Source organism: Methylobacterium sp. Leaf94 (assembly GCF_001426045.1).
Lineage (GTDB): Bacteria > Pseudomonadota > Alphaproteobacteria > Rhizobiales > Beijerinckiaceae > Methylobacterium.
The window spans coordinates 47,938-69,476 of the sequence record NZ_LMRM01000062.1; the positions used below are offsets into that span (position 1 = coordinate 47,938).

A 21,539-nucleotide genomic window follows, 5' to 3' on the forward strand; every position below is an offset into this window, starting at 1 on the left:
GCGATGCGCCTCCTGGTTGCCTGCGATCATCTGGCCCTGACCGGAGGCCTGATGCGGTTCGAGCGCGTCGGGCAGGTGCTGGCGCGTTGGGGCGGCGAACTCGCCTTCCTGTGCCTCGGCGAGGGCGTCGACGATCGGCCGGCCGGCTTCGCGAGCACGCTCCGGCACCTGTCGCGCGCGGCGGCGCTGGAGGAGACCTGGGACGCCGTCATGGTCCCAGGCGGCGGCTTTCCCGATGCCATCGTGGCGCGCCTCGCGAGCCTGCGAGACCCTCGCCTGGGCCTGCGCGTCCAACATTTCCTGAACGGTCCCGGCCGCCGTGACGCCTATCAGCGCGTGACGCAGGCCTTTGAGCCCGACCTGATCGTCGTCAACAACGCGCATTGGCCGGAGGCGGATCTCGCCGCGTTTGGCCGGCCGTTCCGCCGGGTCGTCGGCGGGGTCGACTCAACCCTGTTCGCGCCACCCGTCGCCCGGCCGCCGCGCACCGGGCGATATCGTCTCGGCGCCATCGCGAACAAGAATCCGGCAGCCCTCTTGGACGCCCTTCGCGCGCTCGGCGCCGCGTGGGAGCTGCACTGGTTCGGCCGTCCCGACCCGCGCGAGCCGGCGCCTCCGGACGACCTCCTGGCATCGGGCCGGATCGTTCGGCACGGTGCCTTGTTCGGCGAGGCGCTGGCCGCGTTCTACGCCGGCCTCGACGTGTTCTGCAGCGCCGAGTTGCAGGCGGGCTGGTGCAACCCGGCCGCCGAAGCCATGGCCAGCGGAACGCCCCTCGTCACCACGCCGCACGGCACCCTGGCCTTCGCCGAGCACGACATTACCGCGCGGGTGATCGAGATCGCCACGGGTCCCGCCATCGCGGCGGCCGTCGAAGCCGTGCGGACCGATCCCGAACGCGCCGCGCGATGCGCCCGTGCCGGGCGCGCCCGCATCCGCGACCTTACCTGGGAGGCCTATACGGCCGATCTCCTGGCGGCGATCCGCGGCGGGCTCGCGGATGGGACCGCTCCGGCCTGGGCCACGGCGCGCATCGCCGCGCTCGTGGCCGAACACGGTCCGGCACCGGACGATTTCGACGCCGCCGGATACCTTCGCCTGCACGCAGATCTCGCGGCCCTATTCGGGCGCCCGTGGCAGGGCCTGCTGCACTACCTCGAGCATGGACGCCGCGAGGGCCGCCTCCATCCCTCGACGCGAAGCCGCGCGCAGGAGAAGGCCGCGCAGGCCGGGCGCATCGCCCTCGTCCTCGACGGGCTCGACGGCTCCGGCAAGTCCAGCATCGCCCGGGAAGTCGCCGGACGGATTGGCGCGACGGTGCTCGATCCCTTCGGCGGCCGGATCGGCGGCCTCATGGTCCTCCTCGCCGAGCGGGGCGCGCATGCCCTGGCCGACGACGTCGCGCATGCCGCCGTAGCGCTGGCCCTGCAGCAGGCCCCCGACGGCCCGGTGGTCTTCGATCGGCACTGGTTCACCGCGTCGCAGCTCCTGTCGCCGGCCTACCGGGCCGGCTGGGCACCCCACCCCCGCACGGTCATGTGCTGGGCGGATCGGCCAACGACGGTGGCCCGCCTGGTCGCGCGCGGGGATGCCCAGGCCCGCGCGCGCATGAGCGTTGAGCGGATCGAGACCTACCGGCGCCTGGCGGACGAGCTCGGTCTTCCCCTCCTCGACACCTCGCGCATCTCTCCGGCGCTGGCCGCCGAGCGGATCCTCCGGGACTGGTGGGCGAGCCCGCCCCCGCCATCTGGGAGCGACTCGCAGGCGCACCCGCCGCCTCCGCGGGCGGGGGACCAGGAGGGGCCGTTCGGCCCCCGCGCGGGCGGCGCCGGCCCACCCTAACGGTCACGCCGTCCGCCGCGTCCGCCGTTCAGCGGACGCTCGGATCGGCGGCGAGACGAGCGCGGATGGCTTCCTTCAGCCCGCCCTCGAACAGCAGCGCCGAGCCTTAATGGTACTCGATGTCGAAGGCGCGGCGCGAGTTCATGGACAGGAAGGCGCTGTGCTGGGCGAGGAGGCGGCCCTCGGCATCGAACACAACCCAAGCCGGAGCCGCCATAGCCGTTGTTGCAGTCGTGGCGGACGCGCCGGATCGCATCCTCGCTCGGCGGGTCGACCCGGTGGATTGCCAGCCACCTATCGATGTCTCCGACGCAAGCGTCGGCTTTCTCAACTCGGTACCCGAAAGCGGACCGGCAGATATCCACCCGACTCGGACGTAGATCGGTCGGACGGGACCCACCCCATCCTGGCTGTTCGTCGCAGTTTGGCTGCACTTCCGAAGCGGGTATCGGCGGACGGAAAGGTTCAGGGGACGAGCGGCGGTTGATGGGATTGAAGCCGTGTATCGATCAGGCTCGTTCGCTCGACGGATTGCCTGGGATCTTGTTCATGCCGGCGCGGTCGCCGCCATCCGGACTTGGCCGACCCCGACCTAACCGGCCGCGTCACGCTGCGCCCCGTCGGCCGGGCATCGAGGGCCACAGGCAGATCCGGGCCGACCCCGGCAGGTTCGCGATGCTCGATCCTCACGGCCTAATGCACCTGTGCAGGGAGGGACGCCGAGAAGACAGATTTTAGCCCGTCGATGAATCGACGCACCCGGGCCGGCATGTGCTGCCGCGTCGGGAGTACGGCCCAGATGGCCAACGGTTCGGGCTCGGCGTCCGTGAGGGCGACGGCCCTGAGCGTGCCGTCGGCGAGGTCCTGCGCCACGTCCCAGTAGGTCAGCAACGCAAGCCCCGCCCCGGCGATGCAGGCGGCGTGCACCGTATCGACGCTGCTCGCCGCCAGCCTACCCTTGATGCGCCTGGCGACCGGGTGCCCGTCCTGGTGGAACGGCCAGGCATCCATCGCATGTAGCGTCAGGCAGGCGTGCGCATCGAGGTCGGCGAGCCGCTTCGGATAGCCGTGCGCCGTCAGGTAGCCTGGTGCTGCGCATAGGATACGCGGGTTGTCGGCCAGTCGCACGGCGACCAGCTCGGAGGCCTGCAGCGTCGCCACTCGCAGCGCCACGTCGATCCCGGCGGCCACGATGTCCACGATCCCGTCCGAGAAGGTCAGGTCCACCTTGAGGCGTGGGTTTTCGGCCATCAGCCGAACGATCAAAGGAACGACGAGGGCCCGCCCGATGCGGTGGGGCGCGGTCACGCGCAGGACCCCGCTCAGGCCCTCGTGTCGTTCGGAGAAGGCCACGGTCGCGGCCTCCCGCGCCTCCAGCATCGTCTGCGCGAGCGGCAGGAACGTCTCGCCGTCCGCCGTCAGGGCGACCGAGCGCGTGGTGCGATGGATCAGGCGTACCCCGAGTTCGTGCTCCAGCGCCGCCAGGCGCCGGCTGACCGCCATCGGGGATAGTCCCACCTGTCGCCCGGCGGCCGAGAGGCTGCCCGTCGTGACGATGGCGCTGAACAGGACGACATCCGAAAGGTTCATCGGCATATCACTGGACGATAAAATGCTTATCGTCCACCTCCGGTATCGAATGGCAGGTCCTGCGCCTACGTTGCTGTCACAAGGGCAGCGAAAGCAGATCGGAAGCCGCGCATGAACACGAACGCAAACGACCTTCTCACGGCCACCGATATAGTCAGCGTGACGCTCCGCAACCGCTTGGCGGTCGCCCCCATGACGCGGGTGAGCGCGGGCGAGGACGGTACCGCCACCGATACGATGGCGCGGTACTACGAGCGGTTCGCCCGCGGCGGCTTCGGCCTCGTGGTCACCGAGGGCATCTACACCGACCGGGTGTTCGCACAGGGCTACCTCAACCAGCCCGGCATCACCGACGACAGCCAGGCACAGGCCTGGCGACCGGTGGTGGACGCCGTGCATCGGCACGGCGCGCGCCTCGTCGCGCAGCTCATGCATGCCGGCGCGATCAGCCAGGGCAACCGTTTTCGCGACGCCACCGTCGGACCCTCGGCCGTGCAGCCCAAGGGCCACCAGATGGAATTCTATCACGGCAAGGGCGCCTACCCGATGCCCGCCGTCATGACCGAGGAGCAGATCGCCGACGCCATCGAAGGCTTCGCCGCGTCGGCGGCCCGGGCGGTCGAGGCCGGGTTTGACGGCATCGAGATCCACGGCGCGAACGGCTACCTCGTCGACCAGTTCCTGACCGACTACGCCAACCTGCGCGACGACCGCTGGGGTGGCGACACGCGCCGGCGCACCGCGCTCGTGCGCGCCGTGTTCGAGGCTGTGCGGGCTCGGGTCGGCGCCGGCGTCCCGGTTGGCGTGCGCATCTCGCAGGGCAAGGTCAACGACTTCACCCACAAATGGGCGGGCCGCGAGCAGGATGCGGAAATCATCTTCGGCACCCTCGCCGAGGCCGGGGCCGGCTACATCCACGTCACGGAACACAAGGCGTGGGAGCCTGCCTTCGAAGGCGGCCGGGACAGCCTCGTCGCCCTAGCCCGCCGGTACGCGCCGCATGTCCCGCTGATCGCCAACGGCGGCGTGCAGGATGCGGCGCGGGCGCAGGAGGTCATGGCTGCGGGGGCGGACATCGTGGCGATTGGTAAGGCCGCGCTCGCCAACCCGGATTTTCCGGAGCGCATCCGGTCGGCGCGGGAGGTGGCGGCGTTCGACCCTGCCATCCTCGGGCCCGTCGCCAACATCAAGCCGAGCGAACTGGCCGCCTGACGAGTGCGCGGCAGCGGGGCGTTCCGATCTGGAAGCCCCTTGCACCGGCCCCGACGACCGTGGAGCATGAACCATGAGCGATGACCTTGGCACGGCGACCTTGAAGCCTGCCCGCACGAAGATCCGCGTCTGGATCGACTTCGTCTGCCCGTACTGCCTCCTGGGGGAGCGGCTCATCCGGACCGCCACCGAAGGGCTCGACGTCGACATCGAATGGATGCCGTTCGAGCTGCGTCCCCACCCCACACCGACGCTGCGGCCAGAGGACGACTACCTGCCTACGGCCTGGAAGCAGGGGGTCTACCCTGCCGCCGAGCGGATGGGCGTCTCGATCCGCCTGCCGACCGTTTCGCCGCAGCCCTACACCCGCAAGGCGTTCCTCGGCCTCCAGCATGCCGTCGAGCAGGGCCAGGGAGACGCCTACGTGGACGCGGTCCTCCGCGCGTTCTTCCAAGAGGATCGTGATATCGGCGACACGGACGTGCTCAAGGCGATCCTCCGGGGGCTTGGCCTCGATCCCGAGGCCCTTGATGCGGTGCTCACATCGCCGCTCCGCGGGGAGCGCCACGACGCAGCACTGCGGCAGGCACGGGAAGCAGGCATCCGCGCTGTCCCATCGGTCGCTGTTGGCAACCGGTTGATCTCGGGCATGCCACAACCCGGAGATCTGCGAGCCGAGATCCTACGCCGCACCTCTTAGGCCGGACTGACGATTGCGATGCCGGGGCGGCGTTTGGCATCCCCGGCGCTGGCCCAGTCCTGACCGTCATGGCGGACGGACCGATGGACAATGCCGGCCGGTTCCGAGACGCAAGGCCGGTACGGCATGTCCAAAGATCAAATCAGGCTGCGGTTCTGTGCGACTGCCGCAAGAACCTTGGAAGACATGTCGGCCGACCTCACTTTTAAGCCATGGGCAACGGGTTCGACGTCATCATTGTAGGGGGAGGCGCCGCCGGTATCGGTGCGGCGCGGCGGCTTGAGGCCCATGGCGCATCGGCCTTGCTGCTTGAGTCGTCGTCGCGCCTCGGAGGCCGCGCCTACACGCAGGATCTGGGAGGCTACCCGCTCGACTTCGGCTGCGAGTGGCTCCACTCGGGCGACCGCAATGCCTGGGTCGGCATCGCCGAGGCATCGGGATTCCCGGTCGACCGCGGCGAGCCGCCATGGGCGAAGGCACATCCCTCCATCGCCGAGGAAGAGGACGGCCAGGAGGCGGCCCAACGGGCGTACGGGAACTGGGAGGAGCGGCTTCGCACCGTTGTAACGGGCAACGACCGGGCCAGCGACGCGCTTGAGCCCGGTGGCACCTGGAATGCCTACGTGCGGGCCATCGCCGGCTTCATGAGCGGCGTCGCGCCCGAGGAGATATCCGCGACCGACTACCTGGCCTACGACGATGCCTCGACGGGTCTGAACTGGCACCTGCCGCTCGGCTACGGCACTCTGGTTGCGGCCAGCCTGCCATCCTCGACGATCCTCCGGCTCGCCACCCCCGCCGAGCGGATCGACACGACCGCAGACGGCGTCTCTGTGACCACCCGCGCCGGCGTCGTCCGCGCCGGGGCTGCCATCCTCACCGTCTCGACCGCGGTCCTGGCCGGGGACGCGATCCGCCTCCCGCCCGGGATCGCCCCCTGGCGCGAGGCCGCCGCCGCCCTGCCGCTCGGCCGCAACGAGAAGGTCTTCCTGGAGATCGGGCGCGACGCCGCGTTCGAACCGGACTCGCATGCCTACGGCAATCTGAACGACCCAAGGGCCGCCGCCTACTCCATCCGACCCAACGGCTGGCCGGTGATCGAGGCGTTCCTCGGGGGCGATGGCGCCCGCATCGTGGAGGAGGAAGGCCCGGCCGCCGGCTTCGCCTTCGTGTCGGCGGAGTTGGCCGCTTTGTTTGGCACCAACGTGGCGTCGGCGATCCGTCCGCTTGCGGCGACCTCCTGGAGCCGGATGGCGTCCGTCGGCGGGGCGTATAGCTGCGCCCTTCCGGGCCAGTCCCAGGCGCGGGCACAGCTGGCGCGACCCTTCGAGGACCGGCTTTTCTTCGCCGGCGAGGCGACGCACCCCTTCGACTTCACGACCGCCCACGGGGCCCACGACAGCGGGCAAAGGGCTGCCGACGAGGCCATGGCGGCGCTTCGGGACAGGCACCGCCTCGGACGGCCAGGCCCCTTCGCCGCCGCGGCTGCGCGCGGCGACCGCTAGCGGTCCGGCGGTCAATCGGAAACGGCCGGCGGTCGTTCATCGCATGAAGGCCGGTATCGCAGGGCGTCGACCAGCAGCGCGAAGGCCGGCGAATGCTGGCGCCGGCTCGGGTAGTAGAGGTGGTAGCCCGGAAACCGGTCACACCACCGCTCCAGCACCCTGATGAGCCTGCCCTCGTCGATGTGCGCCCTCACCATGTCTTCGGGAAGGTAGGCGAGACCGAAACCGTCCAGGGCCGCGCGCAGGAGCATGGCGGCGTCATTGAAGGTTAGTTGTCCTTCCACCCGAACCCGCGTCTCGCGACCGTTCTCGTCGAACTCCCAGGCGTAGAGACCGCCAAGTGTCGGCAGGCGGTGGTTGATGCAGATGTGGGACACGAGGTCTTGCGGCGTGCGAGGCTTCGTCCGAGCGTCGAAATACGTGGGTGCGCCCACCACCGCCATTCGCATCGTCGGCCCGATGGGGACGGCGACCATGTCCTTGGCGATGATGCCTCCGAGGCGAACGCCGGCGTCGAACCGCTCGGCGACAATGTCGGTCAGGACATAGTCCGTAACCAGCTCGACCTTGATGTCGGGATAGTCCGATAGGAACGGCGCCAAGGCCGGCCAGACCACCGCGCCGGCCGCATAGCCGTCCGCGGTGATGCGAACGTTGCCGGAGGGTCGGTCACGCAGGTCGGTCAAGGCCGCGAGGCCGGCCTCGATGCCGTCGAGGTGCGGTCCGACCGTCTCCAGCAGCCGCTCGCCCGTCTCGGTCGGCGAGACGCTGCGGGTCGTCCGCGTCAGGAGACGCAAGCCGAGCTTTTCCTCCAGGCCACGCACCGTCTGTCCGGCATCGCGGACGTGCTCGTAAAGCTACGGTGCAAGACGACCGCTACCCTGCGCACTGCAACAGCGGCTCGGTCGCTGACCGGACTTCGCGGGCGCCCTTGAGCCATCGCAGGTCGGCCCCGGAGCGTCGGAATTCGCGACTCCGAGGGCAGCGGGCAACGGGAAGCGCTTCCTTGTGCCCGCTGTCGGAATCAACGTTTCGTAAACCATGTGCTTGTCGATGGGCCGGGACCTTTCCGGGCCTGGGCGAACTCGCACGAAACGGAGTGGCGGCGATCACGACGACCCGTACCGGGCGTTCGGGTTTCGAGCGCTACGGCCTCGCTGGTAGGAGGCCGTATCCGGTGTTTGGTTCAGCGTCGGTCGGTCAGACGGTGACCACGATCTTCCCGACCTGCTCGTTGCTCTCCATGAAGCGGGTCGCCTCCACGATCTCATCGAGCTTGAAGGTCCGCGCGATGACGGGTTTCAGCGCGCCCGAGGCCAGCCCCTCGACGATGAAGGCCTTGGCCAGCTCAAGCCGCTCCGGGTCCGTGGTGATCTCGAAAAGCTGGTAGCCCCGGACGGTGAGGTTCTTCCCGAGGAGTGACAGGACCGGCACCGGCACGTCGGCGACGTCGAGCGCGCCGTACTGGAAGAAGATGCCCAGGTGCGAAAGCGCATCGAGGATCTTCGGGACCTCGGGCCCACCCACCGGGTCGAACGCGATACGGGCGCCTTTGCCCTCGGTGATCCTCCTGACCTCGGCGACGAGGTCCTGCTCGGACGTGGCGATGACGTGCTGGGCCCCCGCCGCGAGGAGCGTCTCCCGCTTCGAGCTGCCCCGCGTGAGCGCGACGGAGACACCGCCGAGCATGTTGACGATCTGGATGGCGGCAAGCCCCACGCTCGACGAGGCCGCCCGGATCAGCACCACGTCGCCCTTTCGCATCCTGGCAATGTCGACCAAGGCGCCGTAGGCCGTGACGAACATCATCCAGGTCGCGGCGGCATCCTCCCAGGACAGGCTCTCCGGGTGCCTCACCACGCCGAAGGCCGGGGCGTTCACGAGTTCACCGTGCAGGCCGTAATCGCCCAGCACGAAGCAGGGCACGACGCTGACCTTGTCGCCGACCGAGAAGCCTTCGACGCCGGTGCCGATCCTCTCGACCAGGCCCGCGGCCTCGTAGCCGGTGGTCGCGGGAAAGGTCGGCTGGGAGACGTACTGGCCGGTGCGGAACATGACCTCGGCGCGGTTCAGGCCCATGGCCTTCACCCGGATCTGGACCTCGCCCGCCTTGGGGGCGGGCACCTCGACATCCTCGACCTTGAGGACCTCGGGACTACCGATCTCATGGAATCGTACGATGCGCGACATGGGCTGTTCCTTGTCCTGGGATGGGATGAACGACCGCCGGAGCGGTCCGGGTGACGCCGGGTGTCAGAAGGAATACCGGCGCATGCCGCCATCGACCGTGAGGACGATGCCGGTGACGTATCCGGCCCTCGGGGAGGCCAGGAAGGTGACCGCGTTGGCGACGTCCTCCGGCTGCCCGAAGTCCCGCAGGGCGATCTCCCGTTCCGCGAACTTGCGCCGTTCGTCGCCGGGGTAGAGCCGTCGGATCTGCGCCGTGTCGATCAGGCCGGGCTGGACGCAGTTCACGGTCACGCCGTGCGGACCGAGCTGCTCCGAGAGCCCCTTGGACCAGACCACCAAGCCTGCCTTCGCCACCATCGCCGTGTTCACCACCTCCGGCTCCACGTTGCCTGAGATGCTGATGATCGACCCCGCCTTGAGGCTGAGGAAGTTCGGCAGGAGGGCCTGGGTCAGTTGCCGGTGACGGTCGAAGTTCAGGGTCATGCCCTCGACCCACTGCTCCTCGGGGGCGTCAATGGCCATCGGACGGCTCCCGCCGGCGTTGTTGACGAGGACTTCGACGCGGCCGAGCGCCGAAAGCACCGCCTCCGCGATCCGTCCCGGCCCGTCGGGGGCAACGAAGTCCTGCTCGAAGGTGAGCGGAGCGATGCCGCCGGCGTCCACCACCTCCGCGACGAGGCTTGCCAGCAAGTCCTTGTCCCGGGCGGTCGCGAACACCAGTACACCCTCGGCCGCCAGGGTCTTGGCGATGGCCCGGCCCAGCCCTTGGCTCGCGCCGGTCACCAGTGCCGTCTTGCCGTTCAATCCCAGGTCCATGGTCGTTCCCTGCCGATGCCGGCCATCGCCGGTGCCTCTCCCACGGATCGGGAACGGGCTGCTGACCTGAACCTAGGGGTGGGCGACTATTGCGATAAGCTGCTAGTTTCTGCGCGTGGTGCTGAATGAGATAGAACAATGCGCGCGAGCGAACTCGGCGAGATGTCGACCTTCCTGGCGGTCGCCAGGCATCGCAGCTTTCGTAAGGCCGCGACCGAGCGTGGTGTCGCCTCATCCGCTGTCAGCCATGCCATCCGCAGCCTTGAGGAGCGCATCGGCGTTCGGCTGCTCCAGCGTACGACCCGGTCCGTCGCCTTGACCGACGCGGGCGAACGCTTTCTCGCCGAGCTCGCACCTGCCTTCGAGCAGATCGCGAGAGCGCAGGAGAGCCTGAATACCTTCCGGGAGACCCCGTTCGGCACCGTCAGGATCAATTTGCCGACCTCGATTGCCCCCTTCCTGATGCGCGACGTCATGGTCCCGTTGATCGAGGAGAACCCAGGTCTGCACCTCGACGTCGTAGCCACCGACAGCTTGGTCGACATCGTCGAGGAAGGTTTCGACGCCGGCATCCGCTTCGGCGAGGTGCTGTCCCGGGACATGGTTGCCGTCCGGATCGGGCCGGTGCAGCGTCTCGTCGTGGTGGGTTCGCCGGAATACCTGAGCAGGAACCCGCTTCCGGAGCACCCACGCGACCTCGCCCGACACATCGGCATCCGGTACCGCTTCCCCAGCGGCAAGATGTTCAACTGGCGGTTCGAACGGGACGGCGAGGCCATCGAGGTCGAGGTCGACGGCCCGATCACCCTCGACGACCAGCAACTGATGATCGAGGTCGCCGCCAAGGGAGGCGGTCTCGCCTACGTCTGGGAGGATCGCGCCAGGCCGTACCTCGATGCCGGGACCCTTGGCTTATGCCTGGAGGCGTGGTGCCCCGTGAAGGGCGACTTGTTCCTCTACTACCCGAGCCGGAGGCATGTCTCCGGCGGTCTCAGGGTCCTGATCGACCGCATGAGGATCTGACGCCACGGCTGGATTGAGCGGAGTGCGGACCCGAGAACGGTCCGCTTCCGACGGTCGGTCGGCACGCTCGTCACGGTGCTGGCGGTCATCCGACACGCGGTCTGAATGTCCGCCGTTACCTACGACTTCATGCGGCAGGTTCGCTTGACCGGAAGGGCCGCCGCATCGATCCGTCGTGCGGGACGTTGCCCCCAGGTCAAACCATCCGATGCGGCGGAAAGCCGTGCGCCGCCCACGAGCGACCGGAGGGGACAACGGAAGGAAACAGGATGCCGAAGCCCATGTTCGACGAGAGCAACATCACCTGGCGGACGCTGGATTGGCTGCCGCACATCGCGTTCTTCGTCTACAAGGTCGACGAGGAGAACCGCATCGTCGACGTCGTGTTCAAGTTCGCGGCGAACCAGAAGGTGATGCTGCACCGGCACAAGAGCCCGTACGTGACGCTCGTGATGCAGGGCGAGCTCCGTTTCTACCGCGAGGACGGCACCCACAAGGAGACGCGCCCAACGGGCAGCTACGTCTCGGGCGTGGCGAACGGCGACCCTCACATGGAGGGCGGCGGCGACGAGGACGCCATCGTGTTCTTCAGCAACCGCAACATTGAGGACGCGCTCTACGAGTTCCTCGACGACTCCGGCAATCCCGTCCAGGTCCTCGGCATCGCCGACTTCAAGGCGCAGCTCGACGAGCAGATCGCTACGGGCACCTTCGCGAAAGTCACCGCAAAGGCGGCGTAGCCTTCACGGGCACCGGGGTCGCGTAAGGCCATTCCGGTGCCCACGGTGGTCCATGGGCCGGAGCTGTCGGAACGAACCTTGGCTCAATCGAGTGATGTTCGCCGGTCACCACCAGTCGCGCTTCCTAGCGCGCCTTCGGACCGCCGAGCATGAACATCGCCATGCGCTGGCTGATTATCATCTGCGCCTCAACACCGAGCATTGCGAGGTCGGTGCCCATGGTGAGCCAGGATGCTGTCTTGGCGCGTGATCTCCGACGTGCGCGCATCGCGTAGTCCTCAATCCTGGAAACGTGAAGGGCCAACGCGCGTCACGCCGCATCCTTCCGTATGACGATCAGCCCGCGCTCGTTTCCCGGGCCAGCCAGTCCACGACCGCACGCAGGGCGGCGCTCTCCCCCGCGCCCGCGTCGATGACGGTCTCGTAAGCAGCCAGTTGCCCTGCGGCGCTCGATCCGTTGCGGGCGATGATTTTGGCGTGCGCGACCTGGGCAGCGCATCCGAGTGCCGCCGCATCGTCGGCGATCAGGTCGAGAAGCGCGTCGACGGCCTCATGGACCGGTACGACGCGCTCGGCGGTCTCGTCGATCAGGGACGCTCCGGTGCCATCGCGCTCGGCCCGCCACAGGTTCTCCATAACGAACCCGCGTGATGCTCCTGTCAGGCCCTTATGGATGTCCGGCCGGCGGTCCAGCAAGCGAACGAGGCACCGATAGATCTGGGCGACGGTCAGGGTGTCTTCGAGACGCGTGCAGCTATCGGCGACGCGTAGCTCAAGGGTTGGGTACCGGACCGAGGGTCGGATGTGCCACCAGAAATAAGTCGGGTCTGGCACCGCGCCCGCGGCCGTCATGACCTTCACGTAGCGGGCGTAGTCGTCGGCGTCGTCGAACAACTCGGGCAGGCCAGTCCGTGGCAGCTCGGCGTATGCCCGAAGCCGATATCCGTGCAGACCGGTCCGGCGGCGGTCGTAGAACGGCGATGACGTCGAGAGGGCGAGCAACAGGGGGAGGAACGGATAGATACGCCGCATGATGTCGATCCGCGCCTCGGGTCGCGGCACCTCGACGTGAACGTGCATGCCGGCGACCACGGAGCGGCGTCCGGTGATCTGCAGGTCGTCCATCATGCCGCGGTAGCGCGGCTTGTCGGTCTCCTTCTGAACGGACCAGACTGCAGTCGGGTGGGTGCCGGCAGCGAACAGCTTGAGCCCGTGCTTGCGCGCGGTGCCTTGAAGCTGATCACGAAGGTTGCCGAGCGCAGTCTGCGCTTCCTCGACGCTCGCGGTTGGTGCAGAGCAGATCTCGATTTCGTTCTCTAAAAGCTCACGCTCGACCGAGCCCAAGCGTTTGGCATCGTCGTGGAACCCCTGGATCGAACTGCGCGGAGCACCCCGGGAGCGTGCGCTCGCCAGGAAGAACTCTTCCTCGATCCCGAATTTGAAGTCGTGCCCCGAGCGCTGCGCCATTTCGTGCTCCCATTCAGCAGGACGACGTTTGGCACTCTCGAACGGCAGTCCCGGAGAGCCACCTCACGATATCGGACTATGGATCGATAAGGCATTTACCGGGCCGAATTGGGGGATGCAGACCTGAGCTCGTCGCCGAGAGGCAGACGTTCCGAGTACGACCCAACCCGGTCGTTCACATCGTTGTCGGCGCTGCCTGTAAGCAGCCGTTCGTCGCCCTGAGGGCGACTTTGGTTCGAAGCGAAAAGCAGACACCATAGCCCGGCGGAGGAGCAATCCCTCGGCGACCACTGAAGGCGCGTGTGTCATAAGGGGGCATGGCCCCTGAAATGTCCTCCGATAAGCCGAAGCGCGCGATCACGTCTTTCGGCGACTGCGAAAATTACGACCGCACGGTCTTCGACACGCTCGATGAGAGGTGTCACCGACCCAGCAAGAAGACGTCCGGGCGCAGACATTGCCGCTTCGTACGGCGTCCGCTGGGCATGACACGGTGAGCGACGCGACAGCGTTCCTGGCTGGGGGCGGCGAGGCCGCGCGCCTCATCCGCGAGCGCGACTGGTCTGCCCATCCTCTCGGGCAACCCGAGACGTGGCCGCAAGCTTTCAAGACCGCGCTGTCGCTGGTCCTGAACTCGCCCGAGAGCATGATCCTGGCCTGGGGGCCGGACCTGCACTTCTTCTTCAACGACACCTATTCCCGCCTGCTCGGCCCCCGGGTGGCCTGGGCCACGGGCGAGCGTTTCGACAGAGTCTGGGCGGATGCCTGGGAACAGGCCAAGCCCATCATCGAAGGCGCCTTCGCCGGGCGCAGCCACCGCTTCGAGGACCTTCCGTGGACGCTTGATACCGACCGGGGGGCGGCGGAGACGTGGTTCTCCTTCTCGTATTCACGGGTGCTCGACGCCGACGGCAGGATCGCGGGCCTGTTCATCTTCACCAACGAGACCACGCAGCGAGTGCTGGCCGACGCCGCGCTGAAGGACAGCCAAGAGAGCCTGGAACGGGCACTCGGCGAGGTGCGCAGCCTGAACGCGACCTTGGAGCGGCGCGTCGAGGAGCGCACGAACGAACGAGACCTGATGTGGGACACCGCGCCCGACCTGATGCTCATCATCGACTTCGCGGGCGTCTTCCGGCGGGTCAACCCGGCATGGACCCGCCTTCTCGGCTACGAGCCGCACGAACTGGTCGGTCACCACGTCAACGAGTTCGTCCTGGCGGAGGACCACGTCGAGACGGTCGACGCCTATACCGAGGCGTCCGAGGGCGGGATGCCCCATATCGTCAACCGCTACCGGCACAAGGATGGCTCGACGCGCTGGATCTCATGGACCGCCGCCCCGGCCGGAACGCTGACCTACGCGACCGGACGTGACATCACCGAGGCCCGGGAAAGGCAGGCCGAGCTGGAGCAGGCCCAGGAGGCCCTCCGCCAATCCCAGAAGCTGGAAGCCGTCGGCCAGCTCACCGGCGGCGTCGCGCACGATTTCAACAACCTGCTGACGATCATCCGCTCGTCCGTGGACTTCCTTCGCCGACCGGACCTGCCAGAGGCGCGCAAGGATCGCTACCTGAACGCCGTCTCAGATACGGTTGAGCGCGCGGCCAAGCTGACCGGCCAGTTGCTCGCCTTCGCACGCCGGCAGGCCCTCAAGCCAGAGGTGTTCGACGTCGGCGAGAGGATGCGTGGGATCGCGGAAATGCTCGATACCGTGACGGGCGCACGCGTCCGCGTGGTCGCGGAGGTGCCCCACGCGCCATGCTTCGTCCGGGCGGATTTAAGTCAGTTCGAGACCGCACTCATCAACATGGCCGTCAACGCACGCGATGCCATGGACGCGGTAGGAACACTCACCCTGCGCCTCGGATGCCGGACAACCCTTCCCGTCATCCGCGGCCATGCCGGCTCGCGCAAAGCCTTCGCCGCGGTCTCCCTCGTCGACACGGGTTCAGGCATCCCCCCGGACCTGCTCAGCCGGATCTTCGAGCCGTTCTTCACCACCAAGGAGGTCGGCAAGGGCACCGGACTCGGCCTGTCGCAGGTATTCGGCTTTGCAAAGCAATCGGGCGGCGACATCGATGTGGCCAGCACGGTAGGGGAAGGCACAACCTTTACGCTCTACCTGCCGGAAGTCGAGCAAGAGGAGGTCCCGGCCCGTGTCCGCGGGCCCGACGGGGGCGTGACGCCTCTTGGCACGGGGCAGCGCATCCTCGTTGTCGAGGACAACATCGGGGTCGGTCAGTTCGCGACCCAGATCCTTGAGGACCTGGGTTATCGTCCGACCTGGGCGGCCAACGCCGAGGAGGCGTTGGACCGATTGGGCGGCGACGGCGCCGGCTTCGACCTGGTGTTCACCGACGTGGTGATGCCAGGCATGGGTGGCATAGAGCTCGCCAAGGCACTGCAGCGGCGGATACCGCACCTGCCGGTGGTCCTGGCATCCGGCTACAGCCACGTGCTGGTGCAGGAGGGCACGTACGGGTTCGAGCTACTGCAAAAACCGTATTCGGCGGTGCAACTGGGCGACGTCCTGCACCGGCTCCTCAGCTTCCATGCGAGGGGTTCGGTCTAATCAGGCCCGGCCTCAACTTGGTCGGTGCGTTCGAAACCCCACGATGTCCGCTTGAATGCACTTGCCGTCCGAAAGCAGACCGGCGGAAAGCCATCCATTGCAGACGGCAGCCGCAATGTTCCAATAGGTGTTGCTCGATGAAACGGATCCGCTTGAACAGGGCTGCCGAAAACCTGTGATGGAAGTTCACTTTGGCACTTCCCTAATAAACCTTCGTTGAGTTTCGCATCGGACAATGACGGCGCTTGGAGGCATACGATGCCCTCAAACTGGAAAGTTTTCTGGTTTTATCCAATCGCCTTTGCATCTCAGATGCTCGTCAGGGCTTGCTATGGGAAAATCTACGCTGTTGAAACCGAATTCCTCTTGTTTTCGATAGGCTGGGTCCTGGTCTTCTTCACGTCCATCTGGCTCGATCGTCTTTTCGGGCGCGTTTCCACAGGCGAGACGGATCGGGAGAAGGACGTCATCCGCCGGTTTATCGAAGGCGACAGGGCCGGCACGCGCCGACGCGAGCTTTGAACGCGACGCATCAGGTCCGCACCCCCTCCTCAACGGCCGTTCACACGGTCACCCGCCGCAGCCGGATGCCGAGCACCGGCGCGTCACCCGTGATCGCCCAGTCCGCGATCCGCCGGCAGAGTGGACCACGCAGCCCGCGCCACCTGACGGGATTTGCCTGAAGCGCGCGGCGCAGCGGAAGGTCGGCGAAGGGTCGGCGGATTCCGGGAGCGCCCGCCTCCGCTGGACCATCGGGGGCAGGTTGCGACCCGGGGAAGCCGCAGAGACAGCCGCCGGCGCTTCCCGGACGCGGTCGTTCATGGGCTTTCGGCCAGTCCGGCGCGGGGCGGAAAGCGGACCCTCATGGAAGGGACGGGCGCGAGCCGAGGGCATCGAGAAGGCTGCGGAGGCCATCCAGTGCCGCAGCCGCGGAAGCTTCGCCGAACTGCGCGTTCACAGCCGCTCCGTCCAGGGCCAGAGTGGCGGCCCAGGCGATCTCGGCGCGACCCCTCGCTGTCGGGGGCAACAGCGCCGCAATCGCATCCCGCACCTCGTGCTTGTGCTGCGCCGCGATGCCGGCGAGTGGCAAGGCGGCCTCCCCCGCCTCCGCGACCGTGTTGGCGAAGGCGCACCCCCGGAAGTCGGCGAGGCCGAACCACTCTCGCGCGGCGTCGAGCACGGGCACCAGCGGTGCCTCCCTGCGCTCTTCCTCCGGCTGGGCGGCGCGGGCGGACGAGAGCGCCGCGCGGAACCAAGCCATCCAGGCCACGTGCCGCCGCTCCAGATAAGCCCGGATCAAGACGTCCTTGGAGGGGAAGTGCCGATAGAAGGTCACCTTCGTCACCCCCGCCTCCGCGATGATCCGGTCGATGCCGGTGGCGCGGATGCCTTGTCTGTAGAACAGATCCTGTGCCGTCCGCAGGATGCGATCCCGGGCCGGGATGGGAGCGGATGCCGCGGTGCCTGGGTCTGATGTCATCCCGACCATGTAGACAGGCCGTCCTATGTGAGACAGTGTAGACAGACCTGTCTACATGAGGCCGCCGCGATGCCCGCACCCACTGCCGCTCTCCCCGCCCAAAAGCGGGATTCGGCCTCTGCCCTCTCCACCATCGGCCTCTTCGCCTTCGTGGTCCTGGCCTGGAGCCTCAACTGGGTCGTCATGAAGCTGGCGGTACGGGAGGTCACGCCGCTCTGGGCAGTCGCCATCCGCACCGGGCTGGCCGCTCTCGTCCTGTTCCCATCCCTGTTTGCGGCCCGACAGCTTGTCTTGCCGTCCCGGGCCGACCTGCCGGTCATCCTCGTGATCGCGCTCTTTCACATGGTCGCCTTCGCGAGCCTCATGACGGCGGGGCTTGTCTTCGTTCCGGCGAGCCGCGCCATCGTGCTGGGCTACACCACCCCGCTCTGGGTCGCGCCCGCCGCCTTCTTCTTCCTCGGCGAGCGCGTGTCCGCGCGGCAAGTCGCCGGCATCGCGGTCGGCATCGCCGGCCTGCTGGTGCTCTTCGAGCCGGGCAGCTTCGCGTGGGGGGACGCGGCGGTCCTTTTAGGGAACGGCTTGGTGATCGTGGCCGCGCTCTGCTGGTCGGTCAGCATCGTCTACACCCGGGCCCATCGCTGGGAGGCGACGCCGCTCCAGCTCATGCCCTGGCAATGCCTGCTCGCGACCATCGTCCTTGTGATCCTGGCGCTCACGGTCGAGGGTGCACCGCCGACGCGGATCGGGACGCCCGCGCTGCTGGCGCTCACCTACAACGGCGTCATCGGAACAGCGCTCGGGTTCTGGGCCATGACGGTCGTGAACCGGCGCGTACCGGCGACCACCGCATCTCTCGGTGTTCTTGCGACGCCTGTCGTGGGGATCGGTCTGTCGGCTGTCATCCTGGCCGAAGGGCTGGATCCGCGGCTCGTCGTCGCGGCGCTCACCATCCTGGTCGGAATCGCGCTCGGTGCGAAAGGACGGGGATGAACCGGCGATTCCCGTTTGGGTGGGGGGACTCACTCAGCCGCCTGCGATGACACCGGCAACGCGGGCGACGGCGGCCGGATCGTTGCCGTCCGGGCAGTTACAGCCGCTTGCGACGCGCCGCGAGTTCGGGAGACGGCCGAACAGGCGTTGGACCCGGACGGGGCCCGCGGCAGCGATCTCGGCGGGCCGTCGCTCTCCGGTGTGGGAAGGGGTCGGGGTGAGGGGCGTGGCCCATCCGACGCGGTCCCGCACTTCACCCTGTCCCTCTCCCTCCCGGAGGGGACCCGCGCGCGAGAAGCGCCCGAGGAATCAACCGGCGAGGGTCATCACGCGGCCCCCTCGATCAGGCCGCGGATGCGGGTGGCGAGGGCCTCCAGGGCGAAGGGCTTGACCAGCACCTGCATGCCGGGGGCGAGGTGGCCGTGGTTGAGGGCGGCGTTCTCGGCATAGCCGGTGATGAACAGCACCTTCAGGCCCGGGCGGGACACCAGGGCCGCCTCCGCCATCTGGCGGCCGTTCATGCCGCCGGGCAGGCCGACATCGGTGACGAGGAGGTCGATGCGCACATCGGATTGCAGCACCTTGAGGCCCGAGGCGCCGTCGGCCGCCTCGATGGCGGCGTAGCCGAGATCCTCCAGCACCTCGGTCACCAGCATCCGCACCGTGGGCTCGTCGTCCACCACCAGCACCGTCTCGCCGACCTTGGCCCGGGCCGCCTCCGACAGGTCCGGCACCGTCTCCACCCCCTCCGCCGCGCCGAGATGGCGCGGCAGGTAGATGCACACCATCGTGCCCGCGCCGGGCTCGGAGTAGATCCGCACCTGGCCGCCCGACTGCTTGGCGAAGCCGTAGATCATCGACAGGCCGAGGCCGGTGCCCTCGCCGAGGGGCTTCGTGGTGAAGAACGGATCGAAGGCCTTGGCGGCGACGTCGGGCGTCATGCCGGTCCCGTTGTCCGAGACGCAGAGGGCGACGTACTGGCCCGGCTCCAGGTCGCGCTCGCGCGCCGCGCGGGCATCGAGCCAGCGGTTGCCGGTCTCGACCACGATGCGGCCGCCGTCCGGCATGGCGTCGCGGGCGTTGATGCAGAGGTTCAGGAGGGCGTTCTCGAGCTGGCTCGGGTCCACGAGGGTCGGCCACAGGCCGGCCGCGCCCACCACCTCGACCGACACCGCCGGCCCGACCGTGCGGCGCACCAGCTCCGCCATGCCCTCGACGAGGCGGTTCACGTCGGTGGGTTTCGGGGCCAGGGTCTGGCGGCGCGAGAAGGCGAGGAGGCGGTGCGTCAGGGCGGCGGCCCGGCGCGCCGCCCCCTGCGCGGCGCCGATGTAGCGCTCCAGGTCGCCGACCCTTCCCTGGAGCATCCGGGTCTGCATCAGCTCGAGGGAGCCGACGATGCCCGCCAGCATGTTGTTGAAGTCGTGGGCGAGGCCGCCCGTGAGCTGGCCCACCGCCTCCATCTTCTGCGACTGGCGCAGGGCCTCCTCGGCCCGCATCAGCTTGGCCGTGCGCTCGGCGACGCGCTGCTCCAGGGTCTCGTTCAGGCTGCGCAGTTGCTCGGTGACCCGCGCGCGCTCGGCCTCGCCGGCCCGGCGCTCCTCCACGTCGATGAGCACGCCGGGAAAGCGCAGCGGGGTGCCGTCGGGGCCGTGGTCGACGCGGCCGTTCGCCTCGAGCCAGTAGTAGCGGCCGTCCACCCGCCGGGTGCGGTACTGGTGCGCGTAGGCGCCGCCCCGGGCGATGGCGGCCTCGATGGCCTCGGCGAGGCCGGCGCGGTCGTCCGGGTGCACAGTCTCCACCACCTGGGCGAGGCTCAGGCCCTCGCGCCCGGCGGCGGGATCGAGGCCGAAGCTGCGGGCGAAGGCCTCGTCGACGCTGAAGCGGTCGGTGGGCAGGTCCCAGAGCCAGGTGCCGATGATCGCCCCGGCGGCCAGGGCGAGCTGCACCCGCTCGATGTTCTCCCGGGCCAGGGCCTCGCTGGCGCGCAGGGCGTCCTCCGCCCGGCGGCGGGCCGAGATGTCCCGGAACAGCACCGAGACCTGGCGCCGGCTCGCCGGTTCGATCCGGGCGGCGGAGACCTCGATGTGCCGGCCGGCCAGGGGAAAGGCGCGCTCGAACCGGATCGCGGTGCCGGTGCGCAGGACGCCGCCGTAGAGCTCGAGCCAGCCCTCGGCCTCCGCCGGCGCGAGGTCGCGCAGGGTGCGGCCGACGATGTCCGGGATGCCGGTGTGGCGCTCGTAGCCGGCATTGGCCTCGACGTGGACGTAGTCGCTCAAGGGGCCGTGCGGCCCGTCGAAGAACTCGATGATGCAGAAACCGTCGTCGACGGCCTCGAACAGGGCGCGGTAGCGCGCCTCGCTGGTGGCCAGGGCGTCGCGGGCGGAGCGCGCCTCGGTGACGTCCCGGGCGACGCCGGAGAACCGCAGCGGGCGCCCCGCGGCATCGCGCTCGATCTCGCCCCGGCGGGCGATCCAGCGGCGTTCGCCGGTGTCGGGCCGGCGAATGCGGTACTCGACGTCCCGGGGCGGCTCGCCCCGCCGGCGGCTCTCCGCCGTGGAGACGAGGTGCGAGTCGTCCGGGATGACCAGGCGCTCGAAGACCGAGGCCGGATAGGTCGCGGCCACGGGCAGCCCGTAGAGGCGGCAGAATTCCGGGGTCGGGTGCAGGATGCCGTCGTCGATGCCCACCGAGAACACGCCGATGCCGCCGGCCTCCTGGGCGCGGCGCAGGCGCATCTCCGCGTTCTGCAGGGCGTCCCCGGCCCGGTGCTCCGCGGTGCGGTCGCTCACGACCTTGACGTAGCCGATGTGCCGGCCGTCGCCGTCCCGCAGGGGCATCATCTCGCCCGAGGCCCAGAAGCGCGTGCCGTCGGCGCGCAGGTGCCAGCGCTCGTCCTCGGCGCGGCCCTGCTCCAGGGCGAGGCGCATCTCGATCCCGGGCCGGTCGATCGCGCGATCCTCGGGGGTGAACAGGCAGGCGATGCCGCGGCCGCGGATGGCGGCGGCTGGCCAGCCGAAGAGGCGGGCGGCGCCGGCATTCCAGTCGGTCACCACCCCGTCGCGATCCGTGCCCAGGATGGCGAAGCGGGTCGTGCTGTCGAGGATCGCCTGCCGGTGCGGGATCGGGTCGGCCTCCGGCCCCGCCCCATCCGGTCCGGCCCCATCCGGCCCGGCCTCATCCGGCCCGATGCCCGGCCCTTCGGCGGAGCGGCGGGCCTCGGCCCGCAGGCGCGCGGCCTCCCGCTCCAGTTCCGCGGCGCGGCGCAGGCGCGCGTCGGTCTCGGGCTGGCTCATGCCGGGACGTCCTCCTTCCGGGGTGTCGATCAGGGGCGACGGGTCTCGGCAAGGGCGGTAGAGGCGCCGCCCGCCCGGGTCAAACGGAGGCGGCGCGGCCCCGCGGCGCAGAACGT

Annotated in this window: 16 protein-coding genes and 2 pseudogenes; 9 read left to right on the top strand and 9 right to left on the bottom strand. The window is 68.8% G+C overall.

What is annotated here, in order from left to right; genetic code table 11:
* Positions 1 to 3 precede the first annotated feature (3 nt).
* Complete coding sequence (locus ASG63_RS21315; protein WP_082559446.1) at positions 4 to 1,842, top strand: glycosyltransferase; 1,839 nt, start codon at positions 4 to 6, stop codon at positions 1,840 to 1,842.
* Between the two features lie 28 nt (positions 1,843 to 1,870).
* On the opposite strand, the pseudogene ASG63_RS24765 reads toward ASG63_RS21315, so the two are convergent.
* Together ASG63_RS24765 and ASG63_RS21320 are read right to left on the bottom strand one after the other, a co-directional pair.
* Positions 1,871 to 2,126 (bottom strand): annotated as a pseudogene (locus tag ASG63_RS24765) (serine protease); the annotation flags it as partial.
* Positions 2,127 to 2,535: 409 nt separating this feature from the next.
* A complete protein-coding gene (locus ASG63_RS21320; protein WP_056221437.1) occupies positions 2,536 to 3,438 on the bottom strand; it encodes a LysR family transcriptional regulator in 903 nt (300 codons plus the stop codon).
* Positions 3,439 to 3,543: 105 nt separating this feature from the next.
* Here ASG63_RS21320 and ASG63_RS21325 point away from each other — a divergent pair, with 105 nt between their 5' ends.
* A complete protein-coding gene (locus tag ASG63_RS21325; RefSeq protein WP_056221440.1) occupies positions 3,544 to 4,644 on the top strand; it encodes an oxidoreductase in 1,101 nt (366 codons plus the stop codon).
* A 73-nt stretch (positions 4,645 to 4,717) separates the two neighbouring features.
* Positions 4,718 to 5,344, top strand: coding sequence for a DsbA family oxidoreductase (locus ASG63_RS21330; RefSeq protein ID WP_056221443.1), 627 nt, complete (start codon positions 4,718 to 4,720; stop codon positions 5,342 to 5,344).
* Positions 5,345 to 5,481: 137 nt separating this feature from the next.
* Here ASG63_RS21330 and ASG63_RS26680 read toward each other — a convergent pair whose 3' ends face one another.
* On the bottom strand, positions 5,482 to 5,634 hold the full coding sequence (locus ASG63_RS26680; protein ID WP_244479999.1) for a hypothetical protein: 153 nt from the start codon (positions 5,632 to 5,634) through the stop codon (positions 5,482 to 5,484).
* On the opposite strand from ASG63_RS26680, the gene ASG63_RS21335 reads away from it, so the two are divergent.
* Complete coding sequence (locus ASG63_RS21335) at positions 5,605 to 6,849, top strand: flavin monoamine oxidase family protein (protein WP_244479998.1); 1,245 nt, start codon at positions 5,605 to 5,607, stop codon at positions 6,847 to 6,849. The two genes, ASG63_RS26680 and ASG63_RS21335, sit on opposite strands and share 30 nt — an antisense overlap.
* 11 nt (positions 6,850 to 6,860) lie before the next feature.
* Here ASG63_RS21335 and ASG63_RS21340 read toward each other — a convergent pair.
* The 3 genes and pseudogenes from ASG63_RS21340 to ASG63_RS21350 all read right to left on the bottom strand — a co-directional run bounded on the left by ASG63_RS21340 (position 6,861) and on the right by ASG63_RS21350 (position 9,855).
* Positions 6,861 to 7,789: pseudogene (locus ASG63_RS21340) on the bottom strand (LysR family transcriptional regulator).
* 260 nt (positions 7,790 to 8,049) lie between these two features.
* Positions 8,050 to 9,039 (bottom strand): zinc-dependent alcohol dehydrogenase family protein, encoded by a 990-nt coding sequence (locus ASG63_RS21345; protein ID WP_056221447.1) that lies wholly within the window; start codon positions 9,037 to 9,039, stop codon positions 8,050 to 8,052.
* Positions 9,040 to 9,102: 63 nt separating this feature from the next.
* Entirely contained in the window at positions 9,103 to 9,855 is a 753-nt protein-coding gene (locus ASG63_RS21350) for an SDR family NAD(P)-dependent oxidoreductase (protein ID WP_056221450.1), read from the bottom strand.
* A gap of 138 nt (positions 9,856 to 9,993) precedes the next feature.
* On the opposite strand from ASG63_RS21350, the gene ASG63_RS21355 reads away from it, so the two are divergent.
* Both ASG63_RS21355 and ASG63_RS21360 read left to right on the top strand, forming a co-directional pair.
* A complete protein-coding gene (locus ASG63_RS21355; RefSeq protein ID WP_056221453.1) occupies positions 9,994 to 10,878 on the top strand; it encodes a LysR family transcriptional regulator in 885 nt (294 codons plus the stop codon).
* A gap of 269 nt (positions 10,879 to 11,147) precedes the next feature.
* The gene (locus ASG63_RS21360) at positions 11,148 to 11,618 is read left to right on the top strand and encodes a hypothetical protein (protein WP_056221456.1); all 471 of its coding nucleotides are present in this window, start codon (positions 11,148 to 11,150) and stop codon (positions 11,616 to 11,618) included.
* A gap of 336 nt (positions 11,619 to 11,954) precedes the next feature.
* Here ASG63_RS21360 and ASG63_RS21365 read toward each other — a convergent pair whose 3' ends face one another.
* Positions 11,955 to 13,085 carry a carboxylate-amine ligase gene (locus ASG63_RS21365; RefSeq protein WP_056221459.1) on the bottom strand — a complete coding sequence of 377 codons (1,131 nt, stop codon included), beginning with the start codon at positions 13,083 to 13,085 and terminating at the stop codon, positions 11,955 to 11,957.
* Positions 13,086 to 13,731: 646 nt separating this feature from the next.
* On the opposite strand from ASG63_RS21365, the gene ASG63_RS21370 reads away from it, so the two are divergent.
* Both ASG63_RS21370 and ASG63_RS21375 read left to right on the top strand, forming a co-directional pair.
* On the top strand, positions 13,732 to 15,660 hold the full coding sequence (locus tag ASG63_RS21370) for a hybrid sensor histidine kinase/response regulator (protein ID WP_082559454.1): 1,929 nt from the start codon (positions 13,732 to 13,734) through the stop codon (positions 15,658 to 15,660).
* Between the two features lie 258 nt (positions 15,661 to 15,918).
* Positions 15,919 to 16,182: a hypothetical protein gene (locus tag ASG63_RS21375; protein WP_056221466.1), complete on the top strand. Its 264-nt coding sequence runs from the start codon at positions 15,919 to 15,921 to the stop codon at positions 16,180 to 16,182.
* A 340-nt stretch (positions 16,183 to 16,522) separates the two neighbouring features.
* Here the strand turns inward: ASG63_RS21375 and ASG63_RS21380 are convergent, their stop codons facing one another.
* Complete coding sequence (locus ASG63_RS21380; RefSeq protein WP_056221770.1) at positions 16,523 to 17,140, bottom strand: TetR/AcrR family transcriptional regulator; 618 nt, start codon at positions 17,138 to 17,140, stop codon at positions 16,523 to 16,525.
* 69 nt (positions 17,141 to 17,209) lie between these two features.
* Between ASG63_RS21380 and ASG63_RS21385 the strand changes: the two genes are divergently transcribed.
* Entirely contained in the window at positions 17,210 to 18,130 is a 921-nt protein-coding gene (locus ASG63_RS21385) for a DMT family transporter (protein ID WP_056221469.1), read from the top strand.
* A 326-nt stretch (positions 18,131 to 18,456) separates the two neighbouring features.
* On the opposite strand, the gene ASG63_RS21390 is transcribed toward ASG63_RS21385, so the two are convergent.
* Positions 18,457 to 21,423, bottom strand: a complete 2,967-nt coding sequence (locus ASG63_RS21390; protein WP_082559447.1) for a PAS domain-containing hybrid sensor histidine kinase/response regulator — start codon at positions 21,421 to 21,423, stop codon at positions 18,457 to 18,459.
* Between the last annotated feature and the right edge of the window lie 116 nt (positions 21,424 to 21,539).